General features: G+C 58.8%; 21 protein-coding genes and 1 pseudogene. 8 read left to right on the top strand and 14 right to left on the bottom strand.

The genetic code is table 11. From position 1 onward, the window contains the following. Positions 1–393, top strand: a complete 393-nt coding sequence (locus AD930_RS06935) for a VOC family protein (RefSeq protein ID WP_043549369.1) — start codon at positions 1–3, stop codon at positions 391–393. Positions 394–568: 175 nt separating this feature from the next. Here the strand turns inward: AD930_RS06935 and AD930_RS06930 are convergent, their stop codons facing one another. The 3 genes from AD930_RS06930 to alr all read right to left on the bottom strand — a co-directional run bounded on the left by AD930_RS06930 (position 569) and on the right by alr (position 5,023). Continuing rightward, positions 569–2,068 (bottom strand): glucoamylase family protein, encoded by a 1,500-nt coding sequence (locus tag AD930_RS06930; RefSeq protein WP_373320449.1) that lies wholly within the window; start codon positions 2,066–2,068, stop codon positions 569–571. Between the two features lie 504 nt (positions 2,069–2,572). Next, positions 2,573–3,832 (bottom strand): D-amino acid dehydrogenase, encoded by a 1,260-nt coding sequence (locus tag AD930_RS06925; protein WP_061502357.1) that lies wholly within the window; start codon positions 3,830–3,832, stop codon positions 2,573–2,575. A 27-nt stretch (positions 3,833–3,859) separates the two neighbouring features. Then, a complete protein-coding gene (gene alr, locus AD930_RS06920) occupies positions 3,860–5,023 on the bottom strand; it encodes an alanine racemase (RefSeq protein WP_061505641.1) in 1,164 nt (387 codons plus the stop codon). Between the two features lie 117 nt (positions 5,024–5,140). On the opposite strand from alr, the gene AD930_RS06915 reads away from it, so the two are divergent. After that, a complete protein-coding gene (locus AD930_RS06915) occupies positions 5,141–5,593 on the top strand; it encodes an Lrp/AsnC family transcriptional regulator (RefSeq protein ID WP_061502361.1) in 453 nt (150 codons plus the stop codon). A gap of 15 nt (positions 5,594–5,608) precedes the next feature. Here the strand turns inward: AD930_RS06915 and rbfA are convergent, their stop codons facing one another. From rbfA to rimP, 5 genes are read right to left on the bottom strand one after another with little or no spacing between them, the layout of a single operon-like run. Beyond that, positions 5,609–6,079, bottom strand: coding sequence for a 30S ribosome-binding factor RbfA (gene rbfA, locus AD930_RS06910; protein ID WP_061502362.1), 471 nt, complete (start codon positions 6,077–6,079; stop codon positions 5,609–5,611). Continuing rightward, positions 6,076–8,748, bottom strand: coding sequence for a translation initiation factor IF-2 (infB, locus tag AD930_RS06905; RefSeq protein WP_061505640.1), 2,673 nt, complete (start codon positions 8,746–8,748; stop codon positions 6,076–6,078). The genes rbfA and infB overlap by 4 nt, the downstream gene beginning before the upstream one ends. Next, the gene (locus tag AD930_RS06900; protein ID WP_043549377.1) at positions 8,745–9,398 is read right to left on the bottom strand and encodes an RNA-binding protein; all 654 of its coding nucleotides are present in this window, start codon (positions 9,396–9,398) and stop codon (positions 8,745–8,747) included. Before AD930_RS06900 ends, infB begins: the two co-directional genes overlap by 4 nt. Before the next feature lie 25 nt (positions 9,399–9,423). Beyond that, positions 9,424–10,956 carry a transcription termination factor NusA gene (gene nusA, locus AD930_RS06895; protein ID WP_043549380.1) on the bottom strand — a complete coding sequence of 511 codons (1,533 nt, stop codon included), beginning with the start codon at positions 10,954–10,956 and terminating at the stop codon, positions 9,424–9,426. A gap of 30 nt (positions 10,957–10,986) precedes the next feature. Continuing rightward, positions 10,987–11,571 (bottom strand): ribosome maturation factor RimP, encoded by a 585-nt coding sequence (gene rimP / locus AD930_RS06890; protein WP_061491882.1) that lies wholly within the window; start codon positions 11,569–11,571, stop codon positions 10,987–10,989. A gap of 225 nt (positions 11,572–11,796) precedes the next feature. Between rimP and AD930_RS06885 the strand changes: the two genes are divergently transcribed. From AD930_RS06885 to AD930_RS06875, 3 genes are all read left to right on the top strand, one after another. Continuing rightward, on the top strand, positions 11,797–12,390 hold the full coding sequence (locus tag AD930_RS06885; RefSeq protein WP_061505687.1) for a hypothetical protein: 594 nt from the start codon (positions 11,797–11,799) through the stop codon (positions 12,388–12,390). Next, complete coding sequence (locus tag AD930_RS06880; protein ID WP_043549384.1) at positions 12,387–13,670, top strand: AAA family ATPase; 1,284 nt, start codon at positions 12,387–12,389, stop codon at positions 13,668–13,670. The genes AD930_RS06885 and AD930_RS06880 overlap by 4 nt, the downstream gene beginning before the upstream one ends. A gap of 62 nt (positions 13,671–13,732) precedes the next feature. Beyond that, positions 13,733–14,698 (top strand): hypothetical protein, encoded by a 966-nt coding sequence (locus AD930_RS06875; RefSeq protein ID WP_061502369.1) that lies wholly within the window; start codon positions 13,733–13,735, stop codon positions 14,696–14,698. A gap of 49 nt (positions 14,699–14,747) precedes the next feature. On the opposite strand, the gene AD930_RS06870 is transcribed toward AD930_RS06875, so the two are convergent. The 4 genes from AD930_RS06870 to acnA all read right to left on the bottom strand — a co-directional run bounded on the left by AD930_RS06870 (position 14,748) and on the right by acnA (position 20,962). Further along, positions 14,748–15,653 (bottom strand): LysR family transcriptional regulator, encoded by a 906-nt coding sequence (locus AD930_RS06870; protein ID WP_061505639.1) that lies wholly within the window; start codon positions 15,651–15,653, stop codon positions 14,748–14,750. Between the two features lie 227 nt (positions 15,654–15,880). Next, on the bottom strand, positions 15,881–17,377 hold the full coding sequence (locus tag AD930_RS06865) for an ABC transporter substrate-binding protein/permease (RefSeq protein ID WP_156476916.1): 1,497 nt from the start codon (positions 17,375–17,377) through the stop codon (positions 15,881–15,883). 62 nt (positions 17,378–17,439) lie between these two features. Further along, on the bottom strand, positions 17,440–18,186 hold the full coding sequence (locus tag AD930_RS06860) for an amino acid ABC transporter ATP-binding protein (RefSeq protein WP_061490233.1): 747 nt from the start codon (positions 18,184–18,186) through the stop codon (positions 17,440–17,442). Between the two features lie 82 nt (positions 18,187–18,268). Next, positions 18,269–20,962 (bottom strand): aconitate hydratase AcnA, encoded by a 2,694-nt coding sequence (gene acnA, locus AD930_RS06855; RefSeq protein WP_043549389.1) that lies wholly within the window; start codon positions 20,960–20,962, stop codon positions 18,269–18,271. Between the two features lie 266 nt (positions 20,963–21,228). On the opposite strand from acnA, the pseudogene ccmA reads away from it, so the two are divergent. Further along, positions 21,229–21,882 (top strand): annotated as a pseudogene (gene ccmA / locus AD930_RS06850) (heme ABC exporter ATP-binding protein CcmA); the annotation flags it as partial. After that, positions 21,879–22,547, top strand: a complete 669-nt coding sequence (ccmB, locus tag AD930_RS06845; protein WP_082781740.1) for a heme exporter protein CcmB — start codon at positions 21,879–21,881, stop codon at positions 22,545–22,547. The pseudogene ccmA and the gene ccmB, both read left to right, overlap by 4 nt. A gap of 16 nt (positions 22,548–22,563) precedes the next feature. On the opposite strand, the gene AD930_RS06840 is transcribed toward ccmB, so the two are convergent. Continuing rightward, positions 22,564–23,610: an aldo/keto reductase gene (locus AD930_RS06840; RefSeq protein WP_061505638.1), complete on the bottom strand. Its 1,047-nt coding sequence runs from the start codon at positions 23,608–23,610 to the stop codon at positions 22,564–22,566. A 293-nt stretch (positions 23,611–23,903) separates the two neighbouring features. Here AD930_RS06840 and AD930_RS06835 point away from each other — a divergent pair, with 293 nt between their 5' ends. Continuing rightward, positions 23,904–24,776, top strand: coding sequence for a sulfurtransferase (locus AD930_RS06835; RefSeq protein ID WP_208598582.1), 873 nt, complete (start codon positions 23,904–23,906; stop codon positions 24,774–24,776). A 53-nt stretch (positions 24,777–24,829) separates the two neighbouring features. Here AD930_RS06835 and AD930_RS06830 read toward each other — a convergent pair. Continuing rightward, the coding region (locus AD930_RS06830) for a YfdX family protein (RefSeq protein ID WP_156476913.1) at positions 24,830–25,059 on the bottom strand (230 nt) is incomplete at its 5' end.

Genomic DNA, 25,059 nt, shown 5'->3' with positions numbered 1-25,059 from the left:
ATGCGCTTTACTGTTGACCGGATGGACCACGCGGTCCTGACCGTAAGAGACCTCGAAATTTCCGCCTCCTGGTACCAGCGTGTGCTGGGCATGGAGCGCGAGGAATATGGGCGCAATAACCGCACAGCTCTGCGTTTTGGCGGGCAGAAGCTCAACCTTCGCCCGCAGGACGCAACCGGGTGGGAGACCGCCGTGCATGCCCTGCCCGGCGGGAATGATCTATGTTTTGTCACCGCCGTCACCAGTGACGACGTGGTGGAACATCTGGAAAAATGCGGCGTCAGCGTTGTGCAAGGCCCTGTAGCCCGTCTGGGCGCACTGGGGCCAATCACATCTGTTTATTGCCATGACCCGGACCAGAATCTGATCGAGATTGCGTCTTATCAGGGATAAGCGCACCTCCCATCAAAGTCTGGCACCCTGCTGCGACAACAAGCCAGTCTCAGCTGACCGACTTTGCGAACACATTCTAACAGTTTCTAAAAAAGGCCTCCCGAAAGATCATTCTCTCGGGAAACCTTTTTAGGTATTAAGCCCCGGAACAGACCGTTCGGACACTAAACAAAAATCAGCCCGTCTGCCCCTGCCCACTCTGAGCCGGATGCTGCGCATTGGCATGCTGGCTTGCAGGTTCTGAGGTTTGGGGCTCAGGCGCACTGGCATGGGTTGCTGATGCAGGCGCTCCGTTCCCGTTCCCAAGCCAGCCACCCTGAAAACCAGCTTTCAACAAGCCCTGCCGGATAGCGGGGTTTCGCTTCATGGTGTTCCACACCAGCCCGCTGCGCCAGTTTTCAATCATCAGCAGAATCGGCCCCTGATCGATGCCCAGATAGGCTGTGTCGGACCAGAACGACTTGTCTGCGGTGTGGAAGCTGGGGTTGAAAGCATCCACAAACCCGTAACGGCTGTAAATGTGGTTTCCGTAGCGGTGTTTCATTTCCCGCAGAGCAGGAATGGCAATTTCCGGCGCAAAGGCTACGGAGCCACCAGCAGCCGTCGGGGCAATGGTACCATCATCCTGCGTATAGTCACGCCCTGTCCCGCGTGCAGAATAGGACATAAAGTGGCGCGGCGTGCCACCCACTGTCTGCGTCAGTTCACCCGGCCCATCACTGGCCGTAAGCCCCCACACATCTTTTCCGTAATCCTGCCATTTACCGGGGTTGGTCATGGCATACGTGCGCTGAGCGTAGGTGGCACGGCGGCTATTTTCAAAATAGTCGATGCCTTTTTCCCGGTTCCAGTCATCCTGAATTCCCCGGAAATCAATCCAGGAATGGGTGTACTGATGCCCGAAAAGTGGTGCAAAATTCAGCATCGTCTGGCCGTAATACTCACCCCACCGCCGATCATTCGTCGTCAGCCAGGCCTGCCAGGAGGCCGGTTCCAGCGGATGCTTTTGTGAGCCAAGGGCCAGAATATAGGCCATCATGCCTTCACTATAGCCTTCCCAGTAATTGGGCAGGAACTGATGCTCGGGTGACCACCCCATGCTCAGCCGCAAATCAGGCCGACGCATCCATGCCCAGTCAACATTCTGATAAAGCTGGTTGGACAGACTGCGAATTTCCGCTTCCTGCGGCGTGTCCTGCGTATAATAGCTTTCCGTAAACAAAATACCCTGCATCAGCAAAGCCGTATCAATGCTGGACAGTTCAATATCTTTATTAAAGCGCAGGCCGGTCTTGTTATTCAGAAAATGATAGAAAAATCCGTGATAGCCAGACGAATTTTCTGCACTGTCATTCTGCGGGAGTTTAGTCAGATAACGCAGGGTATTCAGCGTGCGCTCTATGGCCTGCTGGCGGGTAATGTAGCCACGCTCCACGCCAATACCATAAGCTGTCAGACCAAACCCGATGGACGCCACACTGGCCTGCGTCTGGTCCGACGGATAACGGTCCGGCACCAGCCCGGTCTGCGCATCTCCTGCCTCCCAGAACCAGAGGAACGTGCGGTGTTCCAGATCCTCAATCAGCGCCATATCAGTGCGGGTAGGTTTAAACACAATGCTGGTGGAAAGACGGGCGGCCTGCCGCTGCTGGCTGGCGGAAGGCGGGGCCGGAATAGCCGCATTACTCTGCGGTGCGGCCTGCTCTGTGTCTGCCGCCTGTGCAAGGGCAGGATAGGCAGTCAGGCTCCCGGCAACAGCCAGCAGGCTGACCCCAAACGTCAGCCTCTGGGCACAGAGGGGAACCGGTCGGCAGGCACGGGGGAAAGACGAGACAAAGCGCGAAGGCAAGAAAAACCAGTCTGGCAGCATAACGACCAAGGCCCACCCTATGAAAGCATCAGGAGCAACATGAACATCCCTGTTCGCTGGTTATCTCACCAACCAAAAGGGGCATATCCATGTCATACGCCAGCGGAAAAGATGTTTTTTTAGAAGAACATTTTTTCTGCCTGATCAGTTTTACAGTTTTTTGAAAAAACACAGACCACATGCTTCTGCATGGCGTGCATGCCCCGCTTGCAGGCACAAAAAAGCCGCCTGCTCTTTCGGGCAGGCGGCATAATCTGCGGCATGATGAGAACTCATTCCCGAAAAAATGAGTCAATCATGACAGCGTTTTCATGAAAGACCGTAACGGAAAATATTCAGGTCTTCATACGCAATATCAGGTTTCTTGTCGGACATGATATCCGCCAGAACCCGGCCAGACCCACAAGCCATGGTCCAGCCCAGCGTGCCATGACCGGTATTGAGAAACAGATTTTCCAGCCCGGTGCGGCCGATAATGGGCGTGCCATCCGGCGTCATGGGGCGCAGGCCAGTCCAGAAGGACGCACCCGGCACATCACAGCAATCCGGGAACAGATCCGTTACGGAATGTTCCAGCGTCGCCCGGCGCGGAGCACGCAGACGGCGGCTGAACCCGGCCAGCTCTGCCGTGCCCCCCACACGCACGCGGTCACCCAGACGGGTAATGCCGATTTTAAAGGTCTCATCCATAATGGTGGAAACAGGTGCGCGGTCGGCCTGTGTGATATCTGCTGTCAGAGAATAGCCTTTTACCGGATAGATCGGCAGCTTCATCCCCAGAGAGCGCACCAGAGCCGGAGAGAAACTCCCCAGAGACAGAACATAGGAATCTGCCGTCAGCACACCATTGCTGGTGTCCACCCCGGTAATCCGGCCACCTTCGGATAAAAGCTGTTTGATACGGGTGTTATACAGAAACTTCACACCCGCTTCTTCCGCCATTTTGGCCAGACGCTGCGTGAATTTGAAGGCATCCCCCGTCTCATCACCCGGCAGACGCAGGCCACCTACAATCTTGTTAGCCGCATCTGCCAGACCGGGTTCAGCCTGCACACAGGCAGCGCGATCCAGAACTTCGTAAGGCACCTGATACTGTTTGAGAACAGCAATATCCTGCGCCGCACCATCAAGCTGCTTCTGGGTGCGGAACACCTGCAGCGTGCCCTGCTGGCGGTCATCATATTCAATGCCCGTTTTTGCCCGCAGGTCCATCATCACGTCCCGGCTATATTCCGCCAGACGCACCATGCGGCCCTTGTTCCGGTCATACGCCGCAGACGTGCAGTTTTCCAGCATCTGCACCAGCCATGACCACAAATGCGGGTCCGGCATCGGCCAGAACACAAACGGGCGATACGCCATCATCAGCCATTTGATGGATTTCAAAGGTACACCGGGGCCAGCCCAAGGGGCAGAATAGCCGGGGGACACCTGCCCCGCATTGGCAAAGCTGGTTTCCATACCGGCTTCCGGCTGGCGTTCCACCACCGTGACCTCATGCCCGGCCTGCGCGAGATACCAGGCAGATGTCACACCCACAACACCACCACCAAGAACAATAACCTTCATGGCAACCACCTTTAATTTTTGAAAAGTTCAGATGTTCTGTTCAGTATTTTCGTAAACGCGATGATAGCGTCGCCCGAGTGAGGTCAGCACTTCATACCCAATAGTGCCTTCTGCCTCAGCCACGGCATCCACCCCATAAGAGGCATTCAGCAGATCCACGGTATCATCTGCGGCAATCTGCCCTTCCGGGATATGGGAAATATCCACGGTCATGGAATCCATTGAAATCCGCCCGAGAATTGGCAAACGTTGGCCACCAAACCACGCGCACCCCTTGCCTGCCCCTTGCCGCGCGAAGCCATCCGCGTAGCCTGTAGCAATGGTGGCCACTCGCCGCGGGCCATCCGCCTGCCATGTCAGCCCGTATCCTACCCGATCCCCTTTTGAGAGCTGACGAATTTGCAGGATATGGGCCTGAAGTTTCACAACAGACGCAAGCGGGTTGGGGCCAGATGTGTTCGGCGCAATGCCATACAGGGCTGCACCGGGGCGGACGAGGCTCTGGTGAAACGCCTCCCCAAGAAAAATACCTGAGGACGCCGCAAGACTGAGCGGGGCTTTTGGCAACTGGGCAGCATAAGCCTGCAAAGTCTTAAGCTGTTCCGCATTGGCCGGGTTTTCTGGCGTATCCGCACAGGCCAGGTGGCTCATAATCAGGCTGAGCGAAATACCCCGCAACCGCTCCGGCTCCTGCGCCAGCGTTCTTACATCCGCCCCGGAAAGCCCAAAGCGGGACATGCCGGTATCCAGCTGCAACGCCGCATCAAGCGGGCGGCCAAGCTTGTCCGCCAGCGCCTGTAACTGACTGACCTGTTCCAGAGAATTCAGAACGGGGCGCAGACCAGACCGCACACAGTCTTCCGCAGCCTCAGGCCGTGCCCCATGCAAAACCGTAATGTGCGCCGAGGGTGAGACCCATTGCCGCAGGGCAAGGCCTTCATCCACATGCGCCACAAAGAAGTGCCGCGCACCGGCCTGCTCCAACACGGGTGCGACCTGTGCGGCTCCCAGCCCATACGCGTCAGACTTCACCACGGCTGCACAGAGCGCGCCGGGCGTTCTGGCATCCAGCAGACAATAGTTCGCGGCAATGGCCGCGAGATCAATCGTCAAAACAGCGCCGGCCCGATGTGCCGGCCAGTTGGGAGAAACAGAAACACAGGAAGACGCCACAGCAACCACCCAGGACATTTCGATCCCAAAACCTTAACAAAAAGCCGATGGAATATCCTGTCGATCAGTCGCATAAAATGCGACACATCAGGCATAATCCTCTATAAAATGCGTAAAAAAGCAGGATATCGCCTTATGATCTTCGACCGCCTGACAGACTCGATTTTGCGCCACCTTCAGCATGACGGGCGCATGAGTAATGCCGAGCTTGCCCAGAAGGTCGGCCTCTCCCCGTCCGCCTGTTTGCGCCGGGTTAAAATTCTGGAGCAGGAAGGAGTTATTCAGGGCTACCGCGCCATTATCGATAAAAACGCGGTCCACAGCATGTCGACCGTCATTGTGCAGATCACACTGGAACGGCAGACAGACGACTGCCTGCGCCGCTTTGAAAGCCGCGCGCGGGAATGCCCGGATGTGAAGGAATGCTACCTGATGACAGGCGATGCTGACTACCTGCTGCGCGTAGAAGCACGCGATATGTCAGACTACGAGCGGATTCATAAAGAAGAATTGTCCCGGATGCCGGGTGTGGTGCGGATTCAAAGTAATTTTGCAATCCGCCCCGTTGTTCAGCCCTGGAAAAGCTGAACAGCCAGAAGCCTCTTAGGCTTCCGGCTCTTCATCGTCCTGATCATCGGACGTCAGATCACGCCGCACATCCGGAGATTTCAGCAGCGAATCCATATGCATGGCCACATCCAGCGTGGTGTCCGGCTGGAAGTGCAGTTCCGGTGCCGCACGCAGACGCAGCTTGTGCGACATCTGTGTGCGCAACCAGGGCGCCACCCGCTTGAGCGCAGGCAGCAACGCATCAATATCACTGCGACCCAGACGGGCCACAAAGACTGTCGCGTGTTTAAAGTCAGGAGAAAGCCGGACTTCCGTAACCGTCACCGTGGCATCTGCCAGATCCGGGTCCCGGAAGGTGGTGCGGGCGAACAGTTCCGCCAGCACACGCCGCACTTCTTCGCCCACGCGCAACTGGCGCTGAGACGGCCCTAAAGGAGAAAGACCGGCGAGATACCCCGCCGGCCCTCCAATCCCTGCCTTGCCTGATCCGTTTCGACGGCTCATGCAGGCACCAGTTCGCTTTCAAAGCACTCGACCACGTCACCTTCGCGCAGGTCATTGTAACCCGCGAAAGACAGACCGCACTCGTAGCCTTTGGCCACTTCCTTCACATCGTCCTTGAAGCGCTTCAGCTGGCTCAGATCACCTTCATGGATCACCACGCCATCACGCAGCAGACGCACACCACAGCCGCGCTTGACCACGCCTTCTGTAATGTAGCAACCGGCCACTTTGCCGACCTTGGTAATTTCGAAAACCTTGCGGATTTCGGCATAACCCAGGAACTTCTCGCGATGCTTGGGCGCAATCTTGCCGCGTACCAGCTGTTCCACGTCATCCGCCACCTGATAGATGATGGAGTAATAGCGAATTTCCACACCTTCGCGCTGGGCGAGTGTGCGGGCCTGCGCCGTGGCACGCACGTTGAAGGCAATGATGATAGCATCAGACGCCTTGGCGAACTGCACATCACTTTCCGTGATCTGCCCCACCGTGGCATTGAGCACCCGCACGGCCACTTCTTCATGCGCCAGCTTGAGGACTGTGGTCTGAATTGCTTCAGCAGACCCCTGCACGTCGGCCTTGATAAGAACCGCAACTTCTTTCTGCTCACCAGCCTGAATACGGGCCAGCATCTGGTCCAGCGTGCCGCGAGCGGCAACCTGACCAGCAACCTGATGCTCCTTCAGCTTACGCTGACGGAATTCACAGATCTCACGAGCGCGGTTTTCATTTTCCACGACCACAAACGGTGCACCGGCAGACGGCACGCCAGTCAGGCCCAGAATTTCCACCGGCATGGAGGGTGTTGCATCCGCTACCTGACGACCGCGATCATCAATCAGCGCACGCACACGGCCCCACTCGGAACCAGCCACAACAATGTCGCCCTTATGCAGGGTGCCTTTTTGCACCAGCACGGAAGCCACAGAGCCACGGCCACGATCCAGACGGCTTTCAATCACCGCACCTTCAGCAGAACGATCCGGATTTGCCTTCAGGTCCAGAATCTCGGCCTGCAGAAGAATAGCTTCTTCCAGCTGGTCCAGACCCTGACGCTTGGTGGCAGACACTTCAACGTCCTGAACGTCACCGCTCATGGATTCCACAACAATCTCGTGGTTCAGCAGTTCCTGCCGCACCCGGTCCGGGTTGGCACCCGGCTTATCGATCTTGTTGATGGCTACAATAATCGGCGCATTCGCAGCCTTGGCGTGTTTGATGGCTTCAATCGTCTGCGGCATTACGCCGTCATCCGCTGCAACCACCAGCACCACCACGTCCGTAATGGAGGCACCGCGGGCACGCATGGCGGTAAACGCCTCATGTCCAGGTGTATCCAGGAACGTGATTTTCGCACCGGACTTCAGAGTAACCTGATAGGCACCGATATGCTGGGTAATACCACCGGCTTCCCCTGCGGCCACATCCGTGGTGCGCAGAGCGTCAAGCAGGGAGGTCTTACCATGGTCAACATGGCCCATCACGGTCACAACAGGCGGACGAGACTGCAGCTCTTCGGGCTGATCCTCAACACCTTCAATGCCCAGCTCAACGTCGCTTTCGGAAACACGGCGCACGCGGTGGCCGAATTCTTCAACAATCAGTTCAGCCGTATCGGCATCAATGCTCTGCGTGACAGTCGCCATAACGCCGTTTTTCATCAGCGCCTTGATGACTTCCCCCTGACGGGCAGCCATACGGTTGGCGAGTTCCTGCACGGTAATGGTTTCCGGCAGAATAACGTCACGCACCACGCGGACCTGATCGGCACGCAGGCGTTCGAGTTCAGCCTGACGGCGTTCACGCTCACGCTGGCGACGGACAGATGCGAGTGAACGCGTCTTATCATCATCCCCTTCGATCGCGGCCTGCACGTCAATACGCCCTGCACGACGCCCGGAATCACCTTTGCGCGGACCAGCGCTCTTGCGGTTCGGCGGAGCCCCACCACCCGGACGACGGGAGGGAGCACGACGCTGTTCATCTTCACCCTCTGTGCCACGGCCACGCAGACGCAGGGTCTGGGCAGCAGGGGCTTCCGCACCAGCGCCAGCAGCAGGCTGCGGACGCGGCGTTGCCGGTTTGAGCGGACGAGCCGGCATGATAGCGCGTTCAGCCAGAGGCTTCAGGCGGCTAACCGGCGGTGCCAGAGTGACTTCACCCGGGATCGGCACAGCCGACACAACAGGGCCTTTGAGCTCAATCTGCTTGATGGAGTCGATACGAGACTGACGCTCGGCATCTTCAGCCTCAGCAGCAGCTGCGGCCTGCTCTTCTGCAGCGCGCTTTTCGTCTTCTTCCCGACGGCGCGCTTCTTCAGCAGCGGACAGGATCTGAATCTTTTCCTGCTCGCGCCGTTCGGCTTCGCGCCGTTCAGCCTCAGCGGCTGCTTTTGTCTGTTCCGCCAGCACACGCTGGCGCATGGCCAGTTCAGCAGCCGTCAGGGTACGACCACCCCCGGCCCGTCCACCGGCACCTCGTCCACCAGCGCTACCAGGAGTACCGGGGCCACGCTTTTTGCGCACCTCAACCTGTACAACCTTCGAGCGCCCATGGCTGAAACTCTGCCGCACGGACCCGGCATCAACCGTCCGTCCGACTTCCGAACGCCCTGCCGGTCGAAGGGACAGACGCCCCTTACCCTGATCCTGATCCTTGCCTTCGCTCATTGACCCGCCTGTTCACACCCATCCGCCGGAAAGGTCCGACGAACCCGGGAGCCACCATCGGCAACCCCCGAAAAACGCTTATTCTCACAACACAGACGCGAGGCCAGAACCCCGGCCGCCAGCGCCGCATTCACAACTCGCTCCCGCCCAAAAACCTTTGCAAGGTCTTCCGTCGAAAGCGCCTCAACCACGGGGAGGTCCCTGGCGCCCGACACGAGCCGACCAAGTTCATCTCCGCTTCCATCCGATGCGTGAACAATCACGCCAGCACGACGCTGTGTGACCCATTCCCGCACCTTCATAAAACCGCTTATGGACTGCCCGGCACGCCGTGCCAGCCCAAGAAGTTCCATCATCCGCCGGTGCAGACCTGCCTCCACCTGAGCAGACAGATCATCCGGCACCGTAACCTGGCACCGCGCGGCCCGTGCGAACACGCCGCGTTTGCGGGCCTGTTCTATCACATCCCGCCGGGCGCTCAACCATATTCCACGACCGGGAAGGCGGGCGTCCAGATCCGGCACCACAACACCCGAGGGTGACACCACAAACCGTATCATCAGGGCGGGCTGCCCCTGCTCGCGCGTTACTGCGCAACGCCGCAGGGGACCTTTCTCATCATCATACGCTTCGGGCAAATCACCACTCATTGTTCGTCAGGCCCGAAAGATCTGCTTAGCCCTCTTCCTGACCGGAAGGCTTACCCTCTTCTCCATCAAACCAGTGAGCACGTGCCGCCATGATGATCTCATTGGCAGCATCTTCCTCAATGGCATCGGATCCGAGAATCTCGACAAGCTCGTCACCAGCCAGGTCCGCGAGGTCGTCAAGGGTTTTTACACCTTTTTCACCCAACGTCACAAGCATCTGGTTTGTGAAGACCCCGAGATTGGCAATATCGTCCGTCACACCAAGCTCACGGCGCTTGGCATCAAGGTTTTCTTCCTGACGCACCAGATAGCCTTCAGCGCGCTGAACCAGCTCACTGACGACCGACTCGTCAAACCCTTCGATGCCAATCAGCTCGTCCGGATCAGCATAGGCCAGTTCTTCGATCGTGTGGAACCCTTCTGTGACCAGCAGCCCTGCAATGACGTCATCAACGTCCAGCGCTTCCACAAACAGATTGGTCCGACGACGGAATTCTTCCTGACGACGCTCGGATTCTTCAGCCTCGGTCAGGATATCAATATCCCAGCGCGTCAGCTGGCTGGCCAGACGCACGTTCTGGCCACGACGCCCGATGGCCAGCGAGAGTTGCTCATCCGGCACCACAACTTCAACGCGGCCTGCTTCTTCATCCATCACCACCTTGCTGACTTCAGCCGGAGCAAGGGCGTTCACCACGAAGGTGGCAGCCTGCGGGCTCCAGGGGATGATGTCGATCTTTTCACCCTGCAATTCGGCCACAACAGCCTGCACGCGGGAGCCGCGCATACCAACGCAGGCACCCACCGGGTCGATAGACGCATCCCGAGAGATCACGGCCATTTTCGCACGGGACCCGGGGTCACGCGCCACAGCCTTGATTTCGATAATGCCGTCATAGATTTCCGGCACTTCCTGCGCAAACAGCTTGGCCAGAAAGGCCGGATGCGTGCGGGACAGGAAGATCTGCGGCCCACGCGGTTCGTCACGCACATCATAGATATACGCACGGACGCGGTCCGAGTTGCGGAACGTTTCACGCGGGATCAGCTCATCACGGCGCAGCAGCGCTTCAGCAGAGCCGATTTCAACCATCAGGTTGCCATACTCGGTCCGCTTGACGGTGCCGTTGATGACCTCGCCTACGCGATCCTTGAACTCATTGTACTGGCGCTTGCGCTCATATTCACGCACGCGCTGAACAATCACCTGCTTGGCGGTCTGGGCAGCAATACGACCGAAATCGATCGGCGGCAGCGGATCAACCAGATACTCACCAGCCTTGATTTCCGGCTGGAATTTACTGGCGATTGCCAGCGGAATCTGCGTTTCTTCGTTCTCTACCGTGTCGACAACTTCCGTCCAGCGAGAAAGACGGACTTCCCCGGTCCGGCGGTCGATTGTCGCGCGAATATCTTTTTCGTGCCCGTATTTTGCACGACCGGCCTTCTGGATGGCCTGCTCCATGGCCTCCAGAACTTCCTCGCGCTCGATTCCCTTCTCGCGCGAGACAGCATCTGCAACCAGTAGCAGTTCAGGACGGGAAACAGAGGTATCCATACTCTCAGCTCTCCAAAGCAGGCGGCTTGATCAGTGTAACTTGCGCCCGGCCGGATCTTCTTCCCCGGCCTTGCTCTTTTCTTCTTCACCCGTCTCGGTCGGGCGCGCCATCTGCGCACTCGCCTCAATCAGGGCATCTGTCAGGACCAGTCTTGCGCGCCGGATTTCTTCCAGCGGCAGCGCGGCCTCGGTCCCATCATCCAGCCGCAGCCGGGCAATACCATCTTCCGCCCCAAGCACAACACCGGAAAACCGGCGGCGGCCATCAATCGGCACCAGCACTTCGGCCTTGGCCTGATGCCCGGCAAACCGGTTCCAGTCCTTGGCGCGGGTCAGCGGCCTGTCGATTCCCGCAGACGAGACCTCAAGAGTCCACGCCCCCGGGATGGGGTCTTCCACGTCCAGCACAGCGCCTACTGCATGGCTGATGCGTTCACAGTCTTCCACGTTGATCAGCGAACCATCGGTACGGTCAGCCATGATCTGCACGGTCGGGCTTTCACGCCCCAGTACCGCAACACGGACAATTTCATATCCCAGATCCTCCAGCGTTGGCGCCACAAGGGCGACAAGCCGGGCTTCAAGACCGGAATGAGCAGGCAGATCAGCGTCCAATGCAAAAAAGGCGGCCCGTCAAGGCCACCCCCCAAAATTCTGATTCGATGAAAGGATGATCCTTCATGTAGGGGATACACTGCCAGGCTGCAAGGGCGGAAACAGAGTCGAGCCGCCCCGGCCCGCGAATTCGTGAAAAAGAAATTAGTGGGCATGCGTTCTTTTCCGGGCTTTACCAGAAGCTCAGAACTTGCACTTTCCTGCCTGGGTATGTCTGATTGCTTCATGACTCATTCGCCTGACCCCGCATACAAGGCACAGACGGAAAAAGAGGAAAAACCTTCCCATTTCCGCCTCCTCATGGTGGCGCTGGCTACCTGCGCTCTGGTAGCCGGGGCCGGCTATCATTATTCCGGCTCCGGCACCGGGAGCAGCACCGCTCCTCTTGCCGGGGGCGCTGCAGACCAGAATAGTGACACCGCGCAGCCGCGCGACGGTGTGCAGTTGTCCCTGATTGCACCGGACAAGGCTGCGGACGCGCTGGCCATGTCCAGCTTTTCTGAAAAAGAGCAGGCCGATATTCTGGCAGCCGTGAAACGGCGGGAGTTGCGTCTGGTGGCCATGCCGATTTTTGATGCAACCGGTACAGGAGGGACTGTCACCGTGATTTGTGGAACTACGCGCCAGACCGTGCTGCTCCAGCCTAAACCAACGGTTCTCATTCTTCCCATTACAGTCGCCGGAAATGTTGATATCATTCCGTCGTCTGACCCCGGTAATGTCGGGATAGGCAGCGGTGTGGTGACCATGTTTGGCCCGCAGGCTCTGCCCATCATGCATCAGGGTGACACACTTGGCCTGACGGTGATTGCGCAATGAAAGGCCTGCTCCCGGCCCTTAACCGGCTGATGCCGCTGATGATGGTCATTTTTCTGGTGCTTGCCAGCGTCCAGATGGCTATCAGCCTGCACCTCTCGCTGGCCTCCCTGACCCACTTTATGGAGTGGTGCGCACCCGCCTGGCCTGTGCTGGCTGCCGTGGGCGGATTGCTGACAATCGGGGGGCTGTTATTTGAAACACGTGCGGAAGGGCTTGCTCGTAAGGGCCTTTTACGCCGACGGGGGTGGATGATGGACGTTCTCGCCAGACTGACCAACCGCAACGCGCTGGAAGAAATGCTGGCGCGGGAACAGCGGGAAACAACAATTGACGCCGAAGAACTGGCCGCCAACCTGCGCGCCCGCGTCATCGGGCAGGATCAGGTGTGTGAGGATATCGCCACACAGCTGCGCCGCCGTCTGGCGCTACAGGTGCGTGGCAAGCCGGTAGGCATCTTCCTGCTGGCAGGGCCGCCGGGCACCGGCAAAACCTATCTGGCCAAACAGCTGGCCCGCCAGCTTGAGCGCCCCCTGCTGCATTTTGACATGACGCAGATGAGCAGCCCGCACGCCGCCACCCAGCTTTTTGGCTCCCCTAAAGGCTATGTGGGGTCTGACACCTACGGCAAGCTGACCGGCGGCCTGAAGGAAAAGCCGGATGCCGTGGTGCTGCTGGATGAAATTGAAAAAGCCCACCCGGATGTGTTCAAAAAATTCCTGACAGCATGGAATGACGGGCACGTGACGGAAGCCTCCACCGGGCAGCAGATTTCCACCGTCCGTTGTATTTTTGTGCTGACCTCCAACATCGCCACCGATGCGCTGACGGAAATTGCCGACCGCCTGCACAATGACCCTGACCGCATGCGCGCCGAGTCGGTCGAGGCACTGCGTCAGGCTGGTTTTGCGCCGGAAGTGCTCAACCGTCTGGACCGCATCTTTGTGTTCCGCGCCCTGAAGGGGCTGGATATTGCCCGCGTTTCCGCGCTGGAAATTGAAGGCATGATTGAAAGCTACGGCCTGAAAGTCGAAACCGGCGGGATTGATGCCGGCCTGCTGATTGATGTGATGCGCCGCCAGAGCCGCATGGGCGATTCGGCCTCCGCACGAGATCTGGTGCGCTCCATTGAAGACATGATTAGTGAATCGCTGATTGTGGCCCGCCAGCAGGGTGCTGAGATGGTCCGCATCGTGCGGGAAGATGACGGCACGATTACCGCCAAGATTGCGGATGGCACGCCCGATAATGGTGACGCCATTCATGCCCGCCTGACACCCTAAGGCCAGTCTTCCCGACTGGCCTCACCTTCCGCCTTTGAACTGTGTGAACTGAGCAACCCGGCATGTCCGCTTTTACCCGCCTCTGGCAACGGGCGCCCCTGTGGCGCACCGCCCTGATTACCACCGGTGTGTGCGGGGTGTTTTCCGTGCTGTTCCCGGCCCCCTGGCTGGCCAACCGGCTGCCTTATTATGGCACCCTGACCTCCAAGGTCGGCCATATGCTGGGTCGTTCTGCCACCACGCCGGACGCGGCATCAAACGAGCAGGAAGGACGGCGCATGATCTCTCAGCCGCCCATGGATGCGCAGTTTGAAGGCATTATTCCGTTTGCCGGGCGGCAACTCCCGCTCCCTGCGGGGAAGTGGCATCCGGTCCTGAACTATCAGGATGACGTTGACCACGGGGAGGTGCTGACCTCCATCTTCGTGCGTTCAGAACAGGGGGCCGTCACCGGCTTCATCATTGCGCAGGCAACGACGCAATCTCTCCCGACGTCTGAAACAGAACAGTTGCCAGCCCAGTGCCACAACACCTTCAACTTTACGGTGGGAGACCTGCCGCAGGACGGCAACCGGACAGAATGCTGGATGACGTCCCCCATCAAGGTGGCCAACAATCTGTTCCTCACATCCAATCAGGCGCTGCAGGGTATGATGAGCAGCCCGCTCTTCATCCCGCCTGCCCTGCAACGGCTGGGCATGATGGGCTTTCAGCTTCCGCCAGTGCTGGTGGATGCGGCATGGACGCGCATTGAAAAAAGCAAATCTGGAAAAGGCGTGGATTTTGCGACCATTCACACCCTGATCAGCCCGGCGCTGCCCGGCCCGAAAGCGACTGTGCCGGGCTCACCGGAGAACTGGTCACACGGTGGCATGGCGGACGCGCCGGTGGTGGCTGATTTTGTAGGCCGGACCGATAGCTGGCTGAAAGGCTGGCTGCCGTATCTGCGTAAAAGCTATAAAGGCGAGATGGACAGCAGCATTCCTCTGCCACCCGGCATTGCCGTGGACCCCGGCTTTCATAGCTAAAACCGGCTAAGCGATGCTGTAGGCGGCATTAGGCCGCCTACAGCGTCTGTCAGGCTGGCAGATCGTCCCGCAGGACTTCTGAAGAGACTTCCACCAGAAAATCCAGCACCGTACGGGTGCGGAGCGGCAGTGTACGCGGGCCGGTATGCACGGCATAGAAGGGCAGGTTGGGAATGCGCCAGTCCGGAAAAAGCCGGACCAGCTTGCCTTCCTCTACACCCTCACGCACCTGAAATTCCGGCAGCAGGCCAATCCCGATATCTGCCAGAACGGCGGACAGAACAGCCTCGCTACTATTGGCGCGGAACACGGTGGACGGCGCAATCACGCTCTCTTCCTCGTCCCGGAAGAGGTGCCAGTCATGTCGGCCGCCGCCGTAATTATAGACAATGGCCGGATATTCCGGGAGATCGCGGGGGTGCTGCGGTGTGCCACAGCGGGCCAGACAGACTGGAGATGCCACCAGCCACTTGCGGACAACACCCAGTTTGCGGGCAATCAGGGAGCCTTCGGCAATATCCCCAACGCGCACGGCCAGATCCAGCCCTTCTTCCACCAGATCCCCAAATCCATCGCGGATCACGACTTCGACGGAGAGATCGGGGTGCCGTTCCAGCAGTTCACCCAGACGGCTGGTGAAATACAGCCCGAACGCCGTTGTCATCCCCAACCGGACCAGACCGGAGACTGATGCCCGCCGGCGACCGAGAACGGTTTCCGCCGTTTCCAGAATTTCCAGCACTTCATACGCATGCGGAAGCAGGCTGCGCCCGTCTTCCGTCATCATCAGGCTGCGGGTGGTGCGCGCAAACAGCGTTGTGCCGTAATGGGCTTCCAGCAACGCAATATGGCGGGAAATCGTCGGTTGACTAACCCCTGTCTCTCGCGAAACAGCGGAAAAGGAGCCTGTGGCCGCTACGCGGACAAAGCTGTGCAATGCTGAAAGAAGATCCATTCAATCCCGGACTTTTTTGCAGAGATTCCGCCATAATCCGCCGCCACCCTCAGGATATATCGGACCCGGACAGGCCGGTTCCTGCGCCGCATCCACACCCTCAGACAGAAACAGATGATAACCTAAACCTATCAGGTTATTTGTGTCATTTGTGACGCATGCTCCAAAGAGAGACAATATAGTGAGTTCTCTGCCCCGCCATGCCCTTAGCGCATTGGCAGGCGGGTTTAACGCCGCCGGATATGGGGTTGAGAGAGTTTTTTCTCGGCCATCCGCGCCAGACGCACAAACGGCAGACCAAGCAGAAGATACGCCCCGCCCACCATCAGCCCCGTGCCAAAGTAATCAAAATAGGTTGAGGACAGCCGGATATAGGTCTGCGTCAGCTCTGTCAGCGTAATCACGCTGACCAGCGAGGAGTCCTTGAGCAGGGAAATGAAGTCGTTCGTCATAACCGGCATCACCAGCCGGAAGGCCTGCGGCACAACGACGTACCGGAGCGCCTGCACGTGCGTCATGTTCAGCGCGAGGGCTGCTTCCATCTGCCCGCGTGCCACGGACTGCAAACCGGCCCGGTAATTTTCCGCTTCATACGCGGCGTAATTCAGCCCAAGCGCCAGCACCCCGGCCACAAAGGGTGTCAGGTTCAGGCCGCATTGCGGCAGACCGTAAAAAATCAGCAAAATCTGGATCAGCAGCGGCGTACCACGCACAATCTCGACATAGAGCGAGGAAAGCGTGGCCAGCGGAGCCGGGCCGTAGAGCCGCAGCAGGGCAAGCGTCAGCCCCAGCCCGACAGCCAGCACCATGGCACACAGGGAAACCAGAAGCGTCAGCACCGCCCCTTTGGCCAGCAGCGGCAGGAAGCTGGCATAGCGCGCCACTTTGGCGTGCCAGCCTGAGGAACCGTGCAGGGCGGCTACGTAATCATTCCAGCTTGTCGGCTCAATGGCCGGTGTAGACGCATCTTCAGCCCAGGCCGCTGTTTGCGGCGTCCACAAATTCCAGCGCACCAGAATACGATGCAGGCTGCCATCTTTCTTCATGGCCGTCAGGGCGGTGTTCACCTGCTCCCTCAGGGCAGCGTTCTTCCCTTTGGCAAAGGCAATGCCGTAGGACACCGTGCCAATCGGCTCACCCACTACCTGAAGGTCGGGGTTGGTCGCGCCGTAATACTGGGCAATCGGGCCGTCAATCAGCACCGCGTCGGTGCGACCGTTGACCAGATCCATAAAAACGTTGGTTTCTTCATCATAGGTGCGGACCTGCGCCTGAGGATGATTGGCCAGAATCCGCTCTGCCTGCGTCGCCTTCATCGTGCCGATCACATGGCCGTCCAGCGCTTCCAGCGTGGAGAGAGCCGGCCCGTTGCGCCGCACCACAATCCGCTCGGACGTGACATAATAGGGAACGCTGAAATCAATCCCCTCCGCGTGCTCGGGCGTGATTTCAATACCGCAGATGACCATCTCATACAGGCCACGCTGGAGGCCCGGGATCAGGCCATCCCAGTCATTCTGCACAAATTGCAGGGACTTGCCGAGATGCTCGCCCAGAGACTGCATCAGGTCATATTCAAAGCCGGTCAGCCGGGACTGGTCATTGGGGTCATGAAACGTGTACGGCACATCCGCGGAGGCATCTGCCCCCCAGCGCAAAGGCTGTTCCGCACGGGCAGCCTGAGGGGCCACGCCCCCTGCTCCGGCCAGCAGCACCAGAACCATTGCGCACATAATCCACTGCGGAACCGTTAAAAAACGGACCAGATGGCGCCGCATGCCGTGTTTCACAAAACAGTCCTCAAAAAGCGCCGTGTCCGATCATCCGCCGGGTTCACACACAGAGTTTCCGGTGGGCCAGATTCAATAATGTGGCCGCCATCCATATAAACGATTGTGTCCGAGGCCACCTGCGCAAAACGCATATCGTGCGTCACAATAATCTGCGTCATGCCTTCATCATCCAGCTTGCGCATTACGCCCAGCACTTCCTCCGCCACAATGGGGTCCAGTGCCGAGGTCGGTTCATCATACAGCATGATCTCCGGCCGCATGGCCAGCGCGCGGGCAATGGCTGCCCGCTGCTGCTGCCCGCCGGAGAGAGAAACAGGGTAACGCTGCGCCACCCGGCCCAGCCCGACTTTTTCCAGCAGAGCCATGGCTTCATCCCGCTCGGCAGGCCCGGTCTCGCGCTTTACAACACGCGGGCCAAGCAGGACGTTATCCAGCACGCTCAGATGCGGGAAAAGATTAAAACTTTGAAAAACCATGCCCACATGGGTGCGGAGCCGGTGGGCCACCTGCTCATCCGCACGCCGCCAAGGCCCGCCATCCCGCGCAATGGTAACACCCATGGCGTTGATGGTGCCACGGTCGGGAATTTCCAGAAAATTCAGGCAGCGCAGAAACGTCGATTTCCCGCAGCCCGAAGGGCCGATGATGGAGACCAGCTCCCCCTTGCGGACCTGAAGGGAGACGCCCCCCAGAATGGCACCGTCTCCAAAGCTTTTGTGAATATCCTGTGCGTCGAGCACAACAGGTTCATTTTCAAGGCAAAAAGCCGGCCCGGAGTTATCCGGGCCGGCATTCTGATGTCCCGATGGAACAAGAAAGTCGTCAGGCAGCTTTGGTCATCCCACGCAACACATACTGAAGGATGCCACCATGCCGGTAATACTCAACTTCGTCCAGTGTATCGACGCGGCACAGAAGCTCCACATCCTGCGTGGATCCATCAGCCCGCGTAATCGTCATGGTCACGTCCATGCGCGGGGTGATTTTTTCCAGACCGTTGATGGTGATGGTCTCATCACCCTTCAGGTTCAGGGTCTGGCGCGTCACGCCATCCTTGAACAGCAGGGGCAGCACGCCCATGCCTACAAGGTTGGAACGGTGGATACGCTCAAAGCTTTCTGCAATCACAGCCTTGATGCCCAGCAGCAGGGTGCCTTTGGCCGCCCAGTCACGGGAGGACCCCATGCCGTATTCCTTGCCGCCGAACACAACCAGAGGGGTGCCCTCTTTCTTGTATTCCATGGCGACATCATAGATCGCGCCTTCCTTGCCATCCGGGAAGTGCTTGGACAGTCCCCCTTCCGTGCCGGGCAGCATCTCGTTCTTGATGCGGATATTGGCAAAGGTGCCACGGACCATCACGCGGTCATTCCCGCGGCGTGAGCCGTAGGAGTTGAAGTCCCGCGGTTCCACACCGTGTTCCATCAGATACCGGCCAGCCGGAGAGTCTTTCTTGATGGCACCGGCAGGAGAGATATGGTCGGTCGTGATGTTATCACCCAGCAGCGCCAGAATGCGGGCGTTCTCAATGTTGCCCGGCGCGGTGGGTTCGTGCGTGATGTCCTTGAAGTACGGCGGATCCTGCACGTAGGTGGATTTGGAATCCCACTTGTAGGTTTCAGACCCGGTGGCCACCTTGAGGTCCTGCCACTCTTTGGTGCCCTTTGACACGTTCTTGTAGCGGTTGATGAACTCTTCACGGTTGATGGACGAGCCGATCAGATCCGCAATTTCCTTGTTGGAAGGCCAGATATCTTTCAGATAAACGGGCTTGCCATCCTGGGACGTGCCCAGCGGCTCCGTGGTGATATCTTTCCGCATGGTGCCCAGCAGAGAGTAGGCAACCACCAGCGGCGGGCTGGCCAGATAGTTAGCGCGCACGTTGGGAGAAATACGGCCCTCAAAGTTACGGTTACCAGACAGAACAGACACCGCAACGAGGTTGTTGTTCTCAATGGCGTCCACAATGTGAGACGGCAGCGGGCCGGAGTTCCCAATACAGGTGGTGCAGCCATACCCCACCGTGTTGAAGCCCAGTGCGTCCAGATCTTCAGACAGTTTGGAACGGTCCAGATAGTCCGTCACCACCTGAGAGCCGGGAGCCAGAGAGGTCTTCACCCACGGTTTCGGCTTCAGGCCAAGAGCGCGCGCCTTGCGGGCCACCAGACCTGCGGCAATCAGCACCGCCGGGTTGGAGGTGTTGGTGCAGGAAGTGATTGCAGCGATGACAATATCGCCCTGACCAATTTCGTAATTGGTCCCGGCCACCGGCACTTTCTTGTTCGCGTCGTTCGCCGGCACGCCCAGAGAAGAAGTCAGCTCTTTTTCAAACGCCGTCTTGGCTTCCTTCAGCACCACGCGGTCCTGCGGGCGTTTGGGGCCGGAGATGGACGGCACAACCGTGGACAGGTCGAGTTCCAGAATATCGGTAAAGACCGGTTCCGGCGTTTCTGCTGTGCGGAACATATCCTGCGCACGCAGATATTCTTCCGTCAGTTTAATGCGGTGTTCGTCACGGCCGGTTTCACGCAGGAAGTCCAGTGTGAGCGTATCAACCGGGAAGAAACCGCAGGTTGCGCCATATTCCGGAGCCATGTTGGCAATGGTCGCACGGTCAGCCACCGGCAGGTGGTCCAGAGCCGGGCCAAAGAACTCAACAAATTTGCCAACCACGCCTTTTTTGCGGAGCATCTGCGTGACTGTCAGCACCAGATCGGTTGCCGTCGCACCCTCAGGCATTTTGCCCGTCAGGCGGAAACCGATCACATCCGGCACCAGCATGGCAATCGGCTGGCCGAGCATTGCGGCTTCAGCCTCAATCCCGCCAACACCCCAGCCCAGCACGCCAAGGCCGTTGATCATGGTGGTGTGGCTATCCGTGCCATACAGTGAGTCCGGATAGACATATTCTTTGCCATCCACATCCGCCGTCCAGGCAACCTGCGCGATGTATTCCAGGTTCACCTGATGGCAGATGCCCGTATCCGGCGGCACGACCGAGAAATTCTCGAACGCTTCCTGACCCCAGCGCAGGAACGCATAACGCTCACCATTGCGCTCGAATTCCAGCGTGATGTTTTTCTGCAGCGCGTCCTGCGAGCCGTAGACGTCCACCATCACGGAGTGGTCAATCACCAGATTGACCGGCACCAGAGGGTTCACCTTCTGGGGGTTGCCGTTCAGCTTCACAATCCCGTCGCGCATGGCAGCAAGGTCAACCACTGCCGGCACACCGGTAAAGTCCTGCATCAGAATGCGAGAGGGCTTGAACGGCACCTCTTTGCTGCTGTGGCCTTCCGGCAGCCAGCCAGCAATCGCCTTGGCGTCATCCACACTGTAGGAATGGCCGTCTTCAAAGCGCAGCACATTTTCCAGCAGCACTTTCAGCGAAACAGGCAGACGGCTGACGTCGCCGATGGTCTTTGCCGCTTCCGGAATGGAAAAATAATGATAGGTCTTGCCATCAACCGAGAGCGTGCGACCTGTCTTGAGTGAATCGTGCCCAACCGTCTTCATAGTTACCCTTCTCCCCGATCACAGCCGATGGCTGGTGATACGTTCCGGAGCCGGCACGCCGCCAGGTGCGGCGTTTTGCGCTCACCCGGTCTTCCGGGCGGCCGGCTTGATATCCCGATGACGTTAGAACATACCGGCAGTCTGGCGCGGCACAAGCGGGCTGGCGACCACGAGAACGCGAGCAGGCCCGCTTTGGCGGTGTTTAACTGGTAACAATAAGGAGAAGTCCCATCTCCGAGCTTTCTTCAGAGCCCTCACCCCGGCTGGTGGCAGAGTCTCTCTCGGTTTTCCGGGGGGATCGGCTGGTGCTGGATGATGTCAGCCTGACGCTGGAGCGCGGCGGCGCACTGCTGCTGACCGGCCCCAATGGCGCCGGAAAGTCCACTTTACTGCGGGTTCTGGCCGGATTACGCCGCCCGGATGGCGGCGCGTTGCTGTGGGACGGAGAGCCGATTACGGAGGACCGCACGGCCCATGCAGCCCGCGTGGCGTATCTGGGGCATCAGGATGCGTTAAAGCCCAGCCTGACGGTGCGGGAAAATCTGGCGCTGTTCGCCCGCGCCGGCGGTGGGGACATGGATGCCGCCCTGAAAGCCGTGGATCTCCTGCACCTTTCCACCCTGCCTGCCCGCCTGCTATCTGCTGGCCAGAAGCGCCGCACGGCCCTCGCCCGCGTCCTTCTGGCGCAGGCTCCGCTGTGGCTGCTGGATGAACCCAGCCTCGGGCTGGACGCCGCCGCTGTCGAGCTGCTGGGGGAGGCCATTGCCACCCACCGCGCACAAGGCGGCCTTGTGGTCGCCACAACGCATGTGCCTCTGCCTTTAGGGGAAGTCAGCCATCTGGCTCTGCCCGGCATGCCAGACCAGAGTCGTGGCTGGTGGGGTGCTGACGAGACTGATCTGACAGGAGACGCCGCATGATGGGCCTGTTTTGCGCTCTGATTGCCCGAGACCTGCGGCTGGCCCTGCGGCACGGGGCCGACACACTGGGCGCGGTTCTCTTCTTTATCCTAACGGGCACACTGTTCCCGTTAGCACTTGGCCCCTCGCCGGACCTGCTGCGCCATATGGCTCCCGGTATTATCTGGGTCTGCGCCCTGCTGGCCGCCCTGCTGCCGCTGGACCGTTTGTTTGGCGCGGAACTGGAAGATGGATCGCTTGATCAGCTCCTGCTGCTGGGCCTGCCGCCCTCACTGGTGGCCCTCGCCAAAATCACCGCGCACTGGCTGACCACCGGTGTGCCTCTGTTGGTGGCCGCCGTGCCTTTGGCCATCATGCTCGGCCTGCCCACGTCCACCCTGCCTATTTTGCTGGCGGGGCTGCTGCTGGGGTCCATGGTGCTGTCTCTTATCGGCGGCATGGGGGCATCTATTGTGCTGGGAGCCCGACGCGGCGGTGTGCTGTTGCCCCTGCTGGTTCTGCCGCTCATTACGCCTGCGTTGATTTTTGGCGCCGCTGCCATTGATGCCGCCCGCACCGGGCTGCCCTGGGCACCAGATCTGGAATTGCTGGGGGCCTTTCTGGCCGCCGCCATTCCCCTGTGCCCGCTGGCAGCCGGAGCGGGGCTACGCGCTGCGGTGGAATAACCCCACTCGCAGCCCCTTAGGGGGCCGGGTTGGAGTGCACCTGATGGATGGCGTTGATTTTCTCTTCCAGCTCCGGTGTGATCTGCACCTTCACTGAGGTCAGAGCCGTCATAAGCTGCTCCACGCTGGTGGCACCGATGATGTTGGAGGTCACAAACGGGCGGGAGGTCACAAACGCCAGTGCGAATTGCACAGGGTCAATCCCCTCGGCCTTCGCAAGATTCATGTAAGCTTCCACCGCGACATCCACACCCGGCTTTTCATAACGCTGCCCGCGATTAAACAGGGTGGTGCGCGCCCCCGCAGGCCGGGCGCCGTTCAGATATTTTCCGGTCAGATAGCCTTGCGCCAGCGGGGAATAGGCCAGCAGACTGACCTTCTCCCGCACCGCCATTTCCGCCAGACCAATTTCGAAAGTTCGGTTGATCAGATTATAGGCGTTCTGAATGGATGCTACGCGGGGTGCCCCGTCTTTGGTGCAGGCCAGAGACTTCGCCACACCCCATGCCGTTTCATTCGACAAGCCGACATGCCGGATCTTGCCTTCCGCCACGAGGTCTCCCAACATACCCAGCGTTTCTTCCAGCGGCACTTCATCGGCGTCTGAAACGGTTGTAAAAGTTGTCCCACCCTCGCCAAACAAACCGATTTTCCGATCCGGCCAGTGCAGCTGATAAAGGTCGAGATAATCCGTACCCAGCCGCCGCAGGGAATGCTCCAGCGCATAACGAATCTGGCGCGGGGTCAGCCGTGCTTCCTCACCACCGGGCCGGAACCACGGGGAGGAACTGCGCCCGACAACTTTGCTGGCCAGAATAATCTTGTCCCGGCTACCACGGGCTTTCAGCCAGCTACCCACAATGGTTTCCGTCGCCCCATAGGTCTCGGCACGCGGTGGAATGGAATAAAGCTCGGCGGTATCAATAAAGTTGACGCCATGCTCCAGCGCCAGATCCAGCTGCGCGTGCCCTTCCGCTTCCGTATTCTGCTGGCCAAACGTCATGGTGCCCAAACAGATTTCACTAACCAGAATGCCGGTGCGGCCAAGTTCACGATACTGCATGCCATAGTCCCTTCGGAGTGTTTGAAGAAAATTGTATCCCGAAACGGCTAATCTTCCCAGCGGAGACCCTGAGAAGAACCGCCGCACACTTCCGCCAGCGCAGTTCTGAAAGTGTCTGAATTCTGAAAAAATATTTAGCCAGTTGCCGGACAGAACGCTGACACCCGCCCAGCTCTTCACAAACCCGATAGCGTCCTGCCTGCCTCATAACGGCACCGCATATGCAGGCCTACAGGTGTCTTACCGGGGCTGTTAGAGTCTGCGATCTCAAACAGTTGTGGAGAAACCGAATGCTGGACACTGTCCTTTTTTCACCCAAACAGGTTCAGGAGCTCATCTCCACGGGCAACGCCGTTTTTATTGACGTGCGTGACCGCAAGGATTTTGAGGCCGGCCACCTGCCCGGTGCCGTCAATATGCCGGATATTTTCACCTATCTTGCAGAAACGACGGATGACGGCCTCAAGACCCTTCAGGACAAATTTGTTGACCTGTTCTCGGACTATGGTCTGGACGGCAAGAAAACAGCCATCATTTACGAGGACGCCCTGCATACACGCTATGGCGGGTCATGCCGTGGTTACTGGATTCTAAAATATCTGGGCTACCCGAAAGTGGGCATTCTTGATGGTGGCCTGATGGCGTGGAAACAGGCTGGTGGCGCTCTGACAACAGAAACCACAAAGCCTGAACGAACAGTTTTCCCAATCAGCATTCAGCCACACCTGATGGCAACGTATCAGGATGTTCTGCACGCGCTGACGAACCCGAACGTCAAACTGCTGGACAACCGGGACAAAGTGGAATGGCTGGCAGAAAGCTCATCCCCTTACGGTGTGGACTTCGCCCCGCGCAAAGGCCGCATTCCGGGCGCTGTGTGGATCGAATGGTATGACTTCATGAAAGTTTCTGACGGACAGGCGTCTTTTCGGTCCAAAGAGGACATTCTTGAACTCGCCGCATCCCGCAGCCTGCAACCAGATGATGATATCATCATCTACTGCTTTAAAGGGGCACGGGCCGCCAACACTTATGTTGCGCTCTCTCAGGCTGGTTTCAAAAAGCTGCGGATTTATATGGGGTCCTGGAACGAATGGTCCCGTAACCCGGAACTACCGATTGAGGGGGGCATTCCCAAAGCGGCCGCTCCTTTAGAAAACGCATAAGAAAAAGCCCCGGTTACAGATGCGTAACCGGGGCCAGCTCTCAAACCAGCGTTTTATTTTGCCTGCGGAGCAGCCGCAGCCTGCTGTGGCACCGCCTGAACATTGACGGACGCATAACGCACGGCGTTTTCCGCGTCCCGCAAAGCTTCACTCGCTTTATACGGATTGCTCTTAATGAATTTGGCCGCTCTGGCCACATCCTTGCGGGTCTGCTCAAGCGGCACTGCGGCAATAATATAGTCTGCATCAATCCCGGAAACTTTCAGCACATCTCCGGCCCGCG

This window comes from Acetobacter malorum (assembly GCF_001580615.1).
Taxonomy (GTDB): domain Bacteria; phylum Pseudomonadota; class Alphaproteobacteria; order Acetobacterales; family Acetobacteraceae; genus Acetobacter; species Acetobacter malorum.
This window is presented reverse-complemented; position numbering and strand designations above follow the sequence as displayed.

Excerpts from the sequence above, each read along its gene's own strand:
- AD930_RS06865 (WP_156476916.1), bottom strand. The coding sequence starts at position 17,377 with ATGGTTCTGGTGCTGCTGGCCGGAGCAGGGGGCGTGGCCCCTCAGGCT.
- rbfA (WP_061502362.1), bottom strand. The coding sequence starts at position 6,079 with ATGAGCCGTCGAAACGGATCAGGCAAGGCAGGGATTGGAGGGCCGGCG.
- AD930_RS06915 (WP_061502361.1), top strand. The coding sequence starts at position 5,141 with ATGATCTTCGACCGCCTGACAGACTCGATTTTGCGCCACCTTCAGCAT.
- AD930_RS06840 (WP_061505638.1), bottom strand. The coding sequence starts at position 23,610 with ATGCAGTATCGTGAACTTGGCCGCACCGGCATTCTGGTTAGTGAAATC.
- ccmB (WP_082781740.1), top strand. The coding sequence starts at position 21,879 with ATGATGGGCCTGTTTTGCGCTCTGATTGCCCGAGACCTGCGGCTGGCC.
- AD930_RS06925 (WP_061502357.1), bottom strand. The coding sequence starts at position 3,832 with ATGAAGGTTATTGTTCTTGGTGGTGGTGTTGTGGGTGTGACATCTGCC.
- AD930_RS06900 (WP_043549377.1), bottom strand. The coding sequence starts at position 9,398 with ATGAGTGGTGATTTGCCCGAAGCGTATGATGATGAGAAAGGTCCCCTG.
- AD930_RS06870 (WP_061505639.1), bottom strand. The coding sequence starts at position 15,653 with ATGGATCTTCTTTCAGCATTGCACAGCTTTGTCCGCGTAGCGGCCACA.
- alr (WP_061505641.1), bottom strand. The coding sequence starts at position 5,023 with ATGTCCTGGGTGGTTGCTGTGGCGTCTTCCTGTGTTTCTGTTTCTCCC.
- AD930_RS06885 (WP_061505687.1), top strand. The coding sequence starts at position 11,797 with ATGACTCATTCGCCTGACCCCGCATACAAGGCACAGACGGAAAAAGAG.
- nusA (WP_043549380.1), bottom strand. The coding sequence starts at position 10,956 with ATGGATACCTCTGTTTCCCGTCCTGAACTGCTACTGGTTGCAGATGCT.
- AD930_RS06875 (WP_061502369.1), top strand. The coding sequence starts at position 13,733 with ATGTCCGCTTTTACCCGCCTCTGGCAACGGGCGCCCCTGTGGCGCACC.
- acnA (WP_043549389.1), bottom strand. The coding sequence starts at position 20,962 with ATGAAGACGGTTGGGCACGATTCACTCAAGACAGGTCGCACGCTCTCG.
- AD930_RS06880 (WP_043549384.1), top strand. The coding sequence starts at position 12,387 with ATGAAAGGCCTGCTCCCGGCCCTTAACCGGCTGATGCCGCTGATGATG.
- infB (WP_061505640.1), bottom strand. The coding sequence starts at position 8,748 with ATGAGCGAAGGCAAGGATCAGGATCAGGGTAAGGGGCGTCTGTCCCTT.
- AD930_RS06935 (WP_043549369.1), top strand. The coding sequence starts at position 1 with ATGCGCTTTACTGTTGACCGGATGGACCACGCGGTCCTGACCGTAAGA.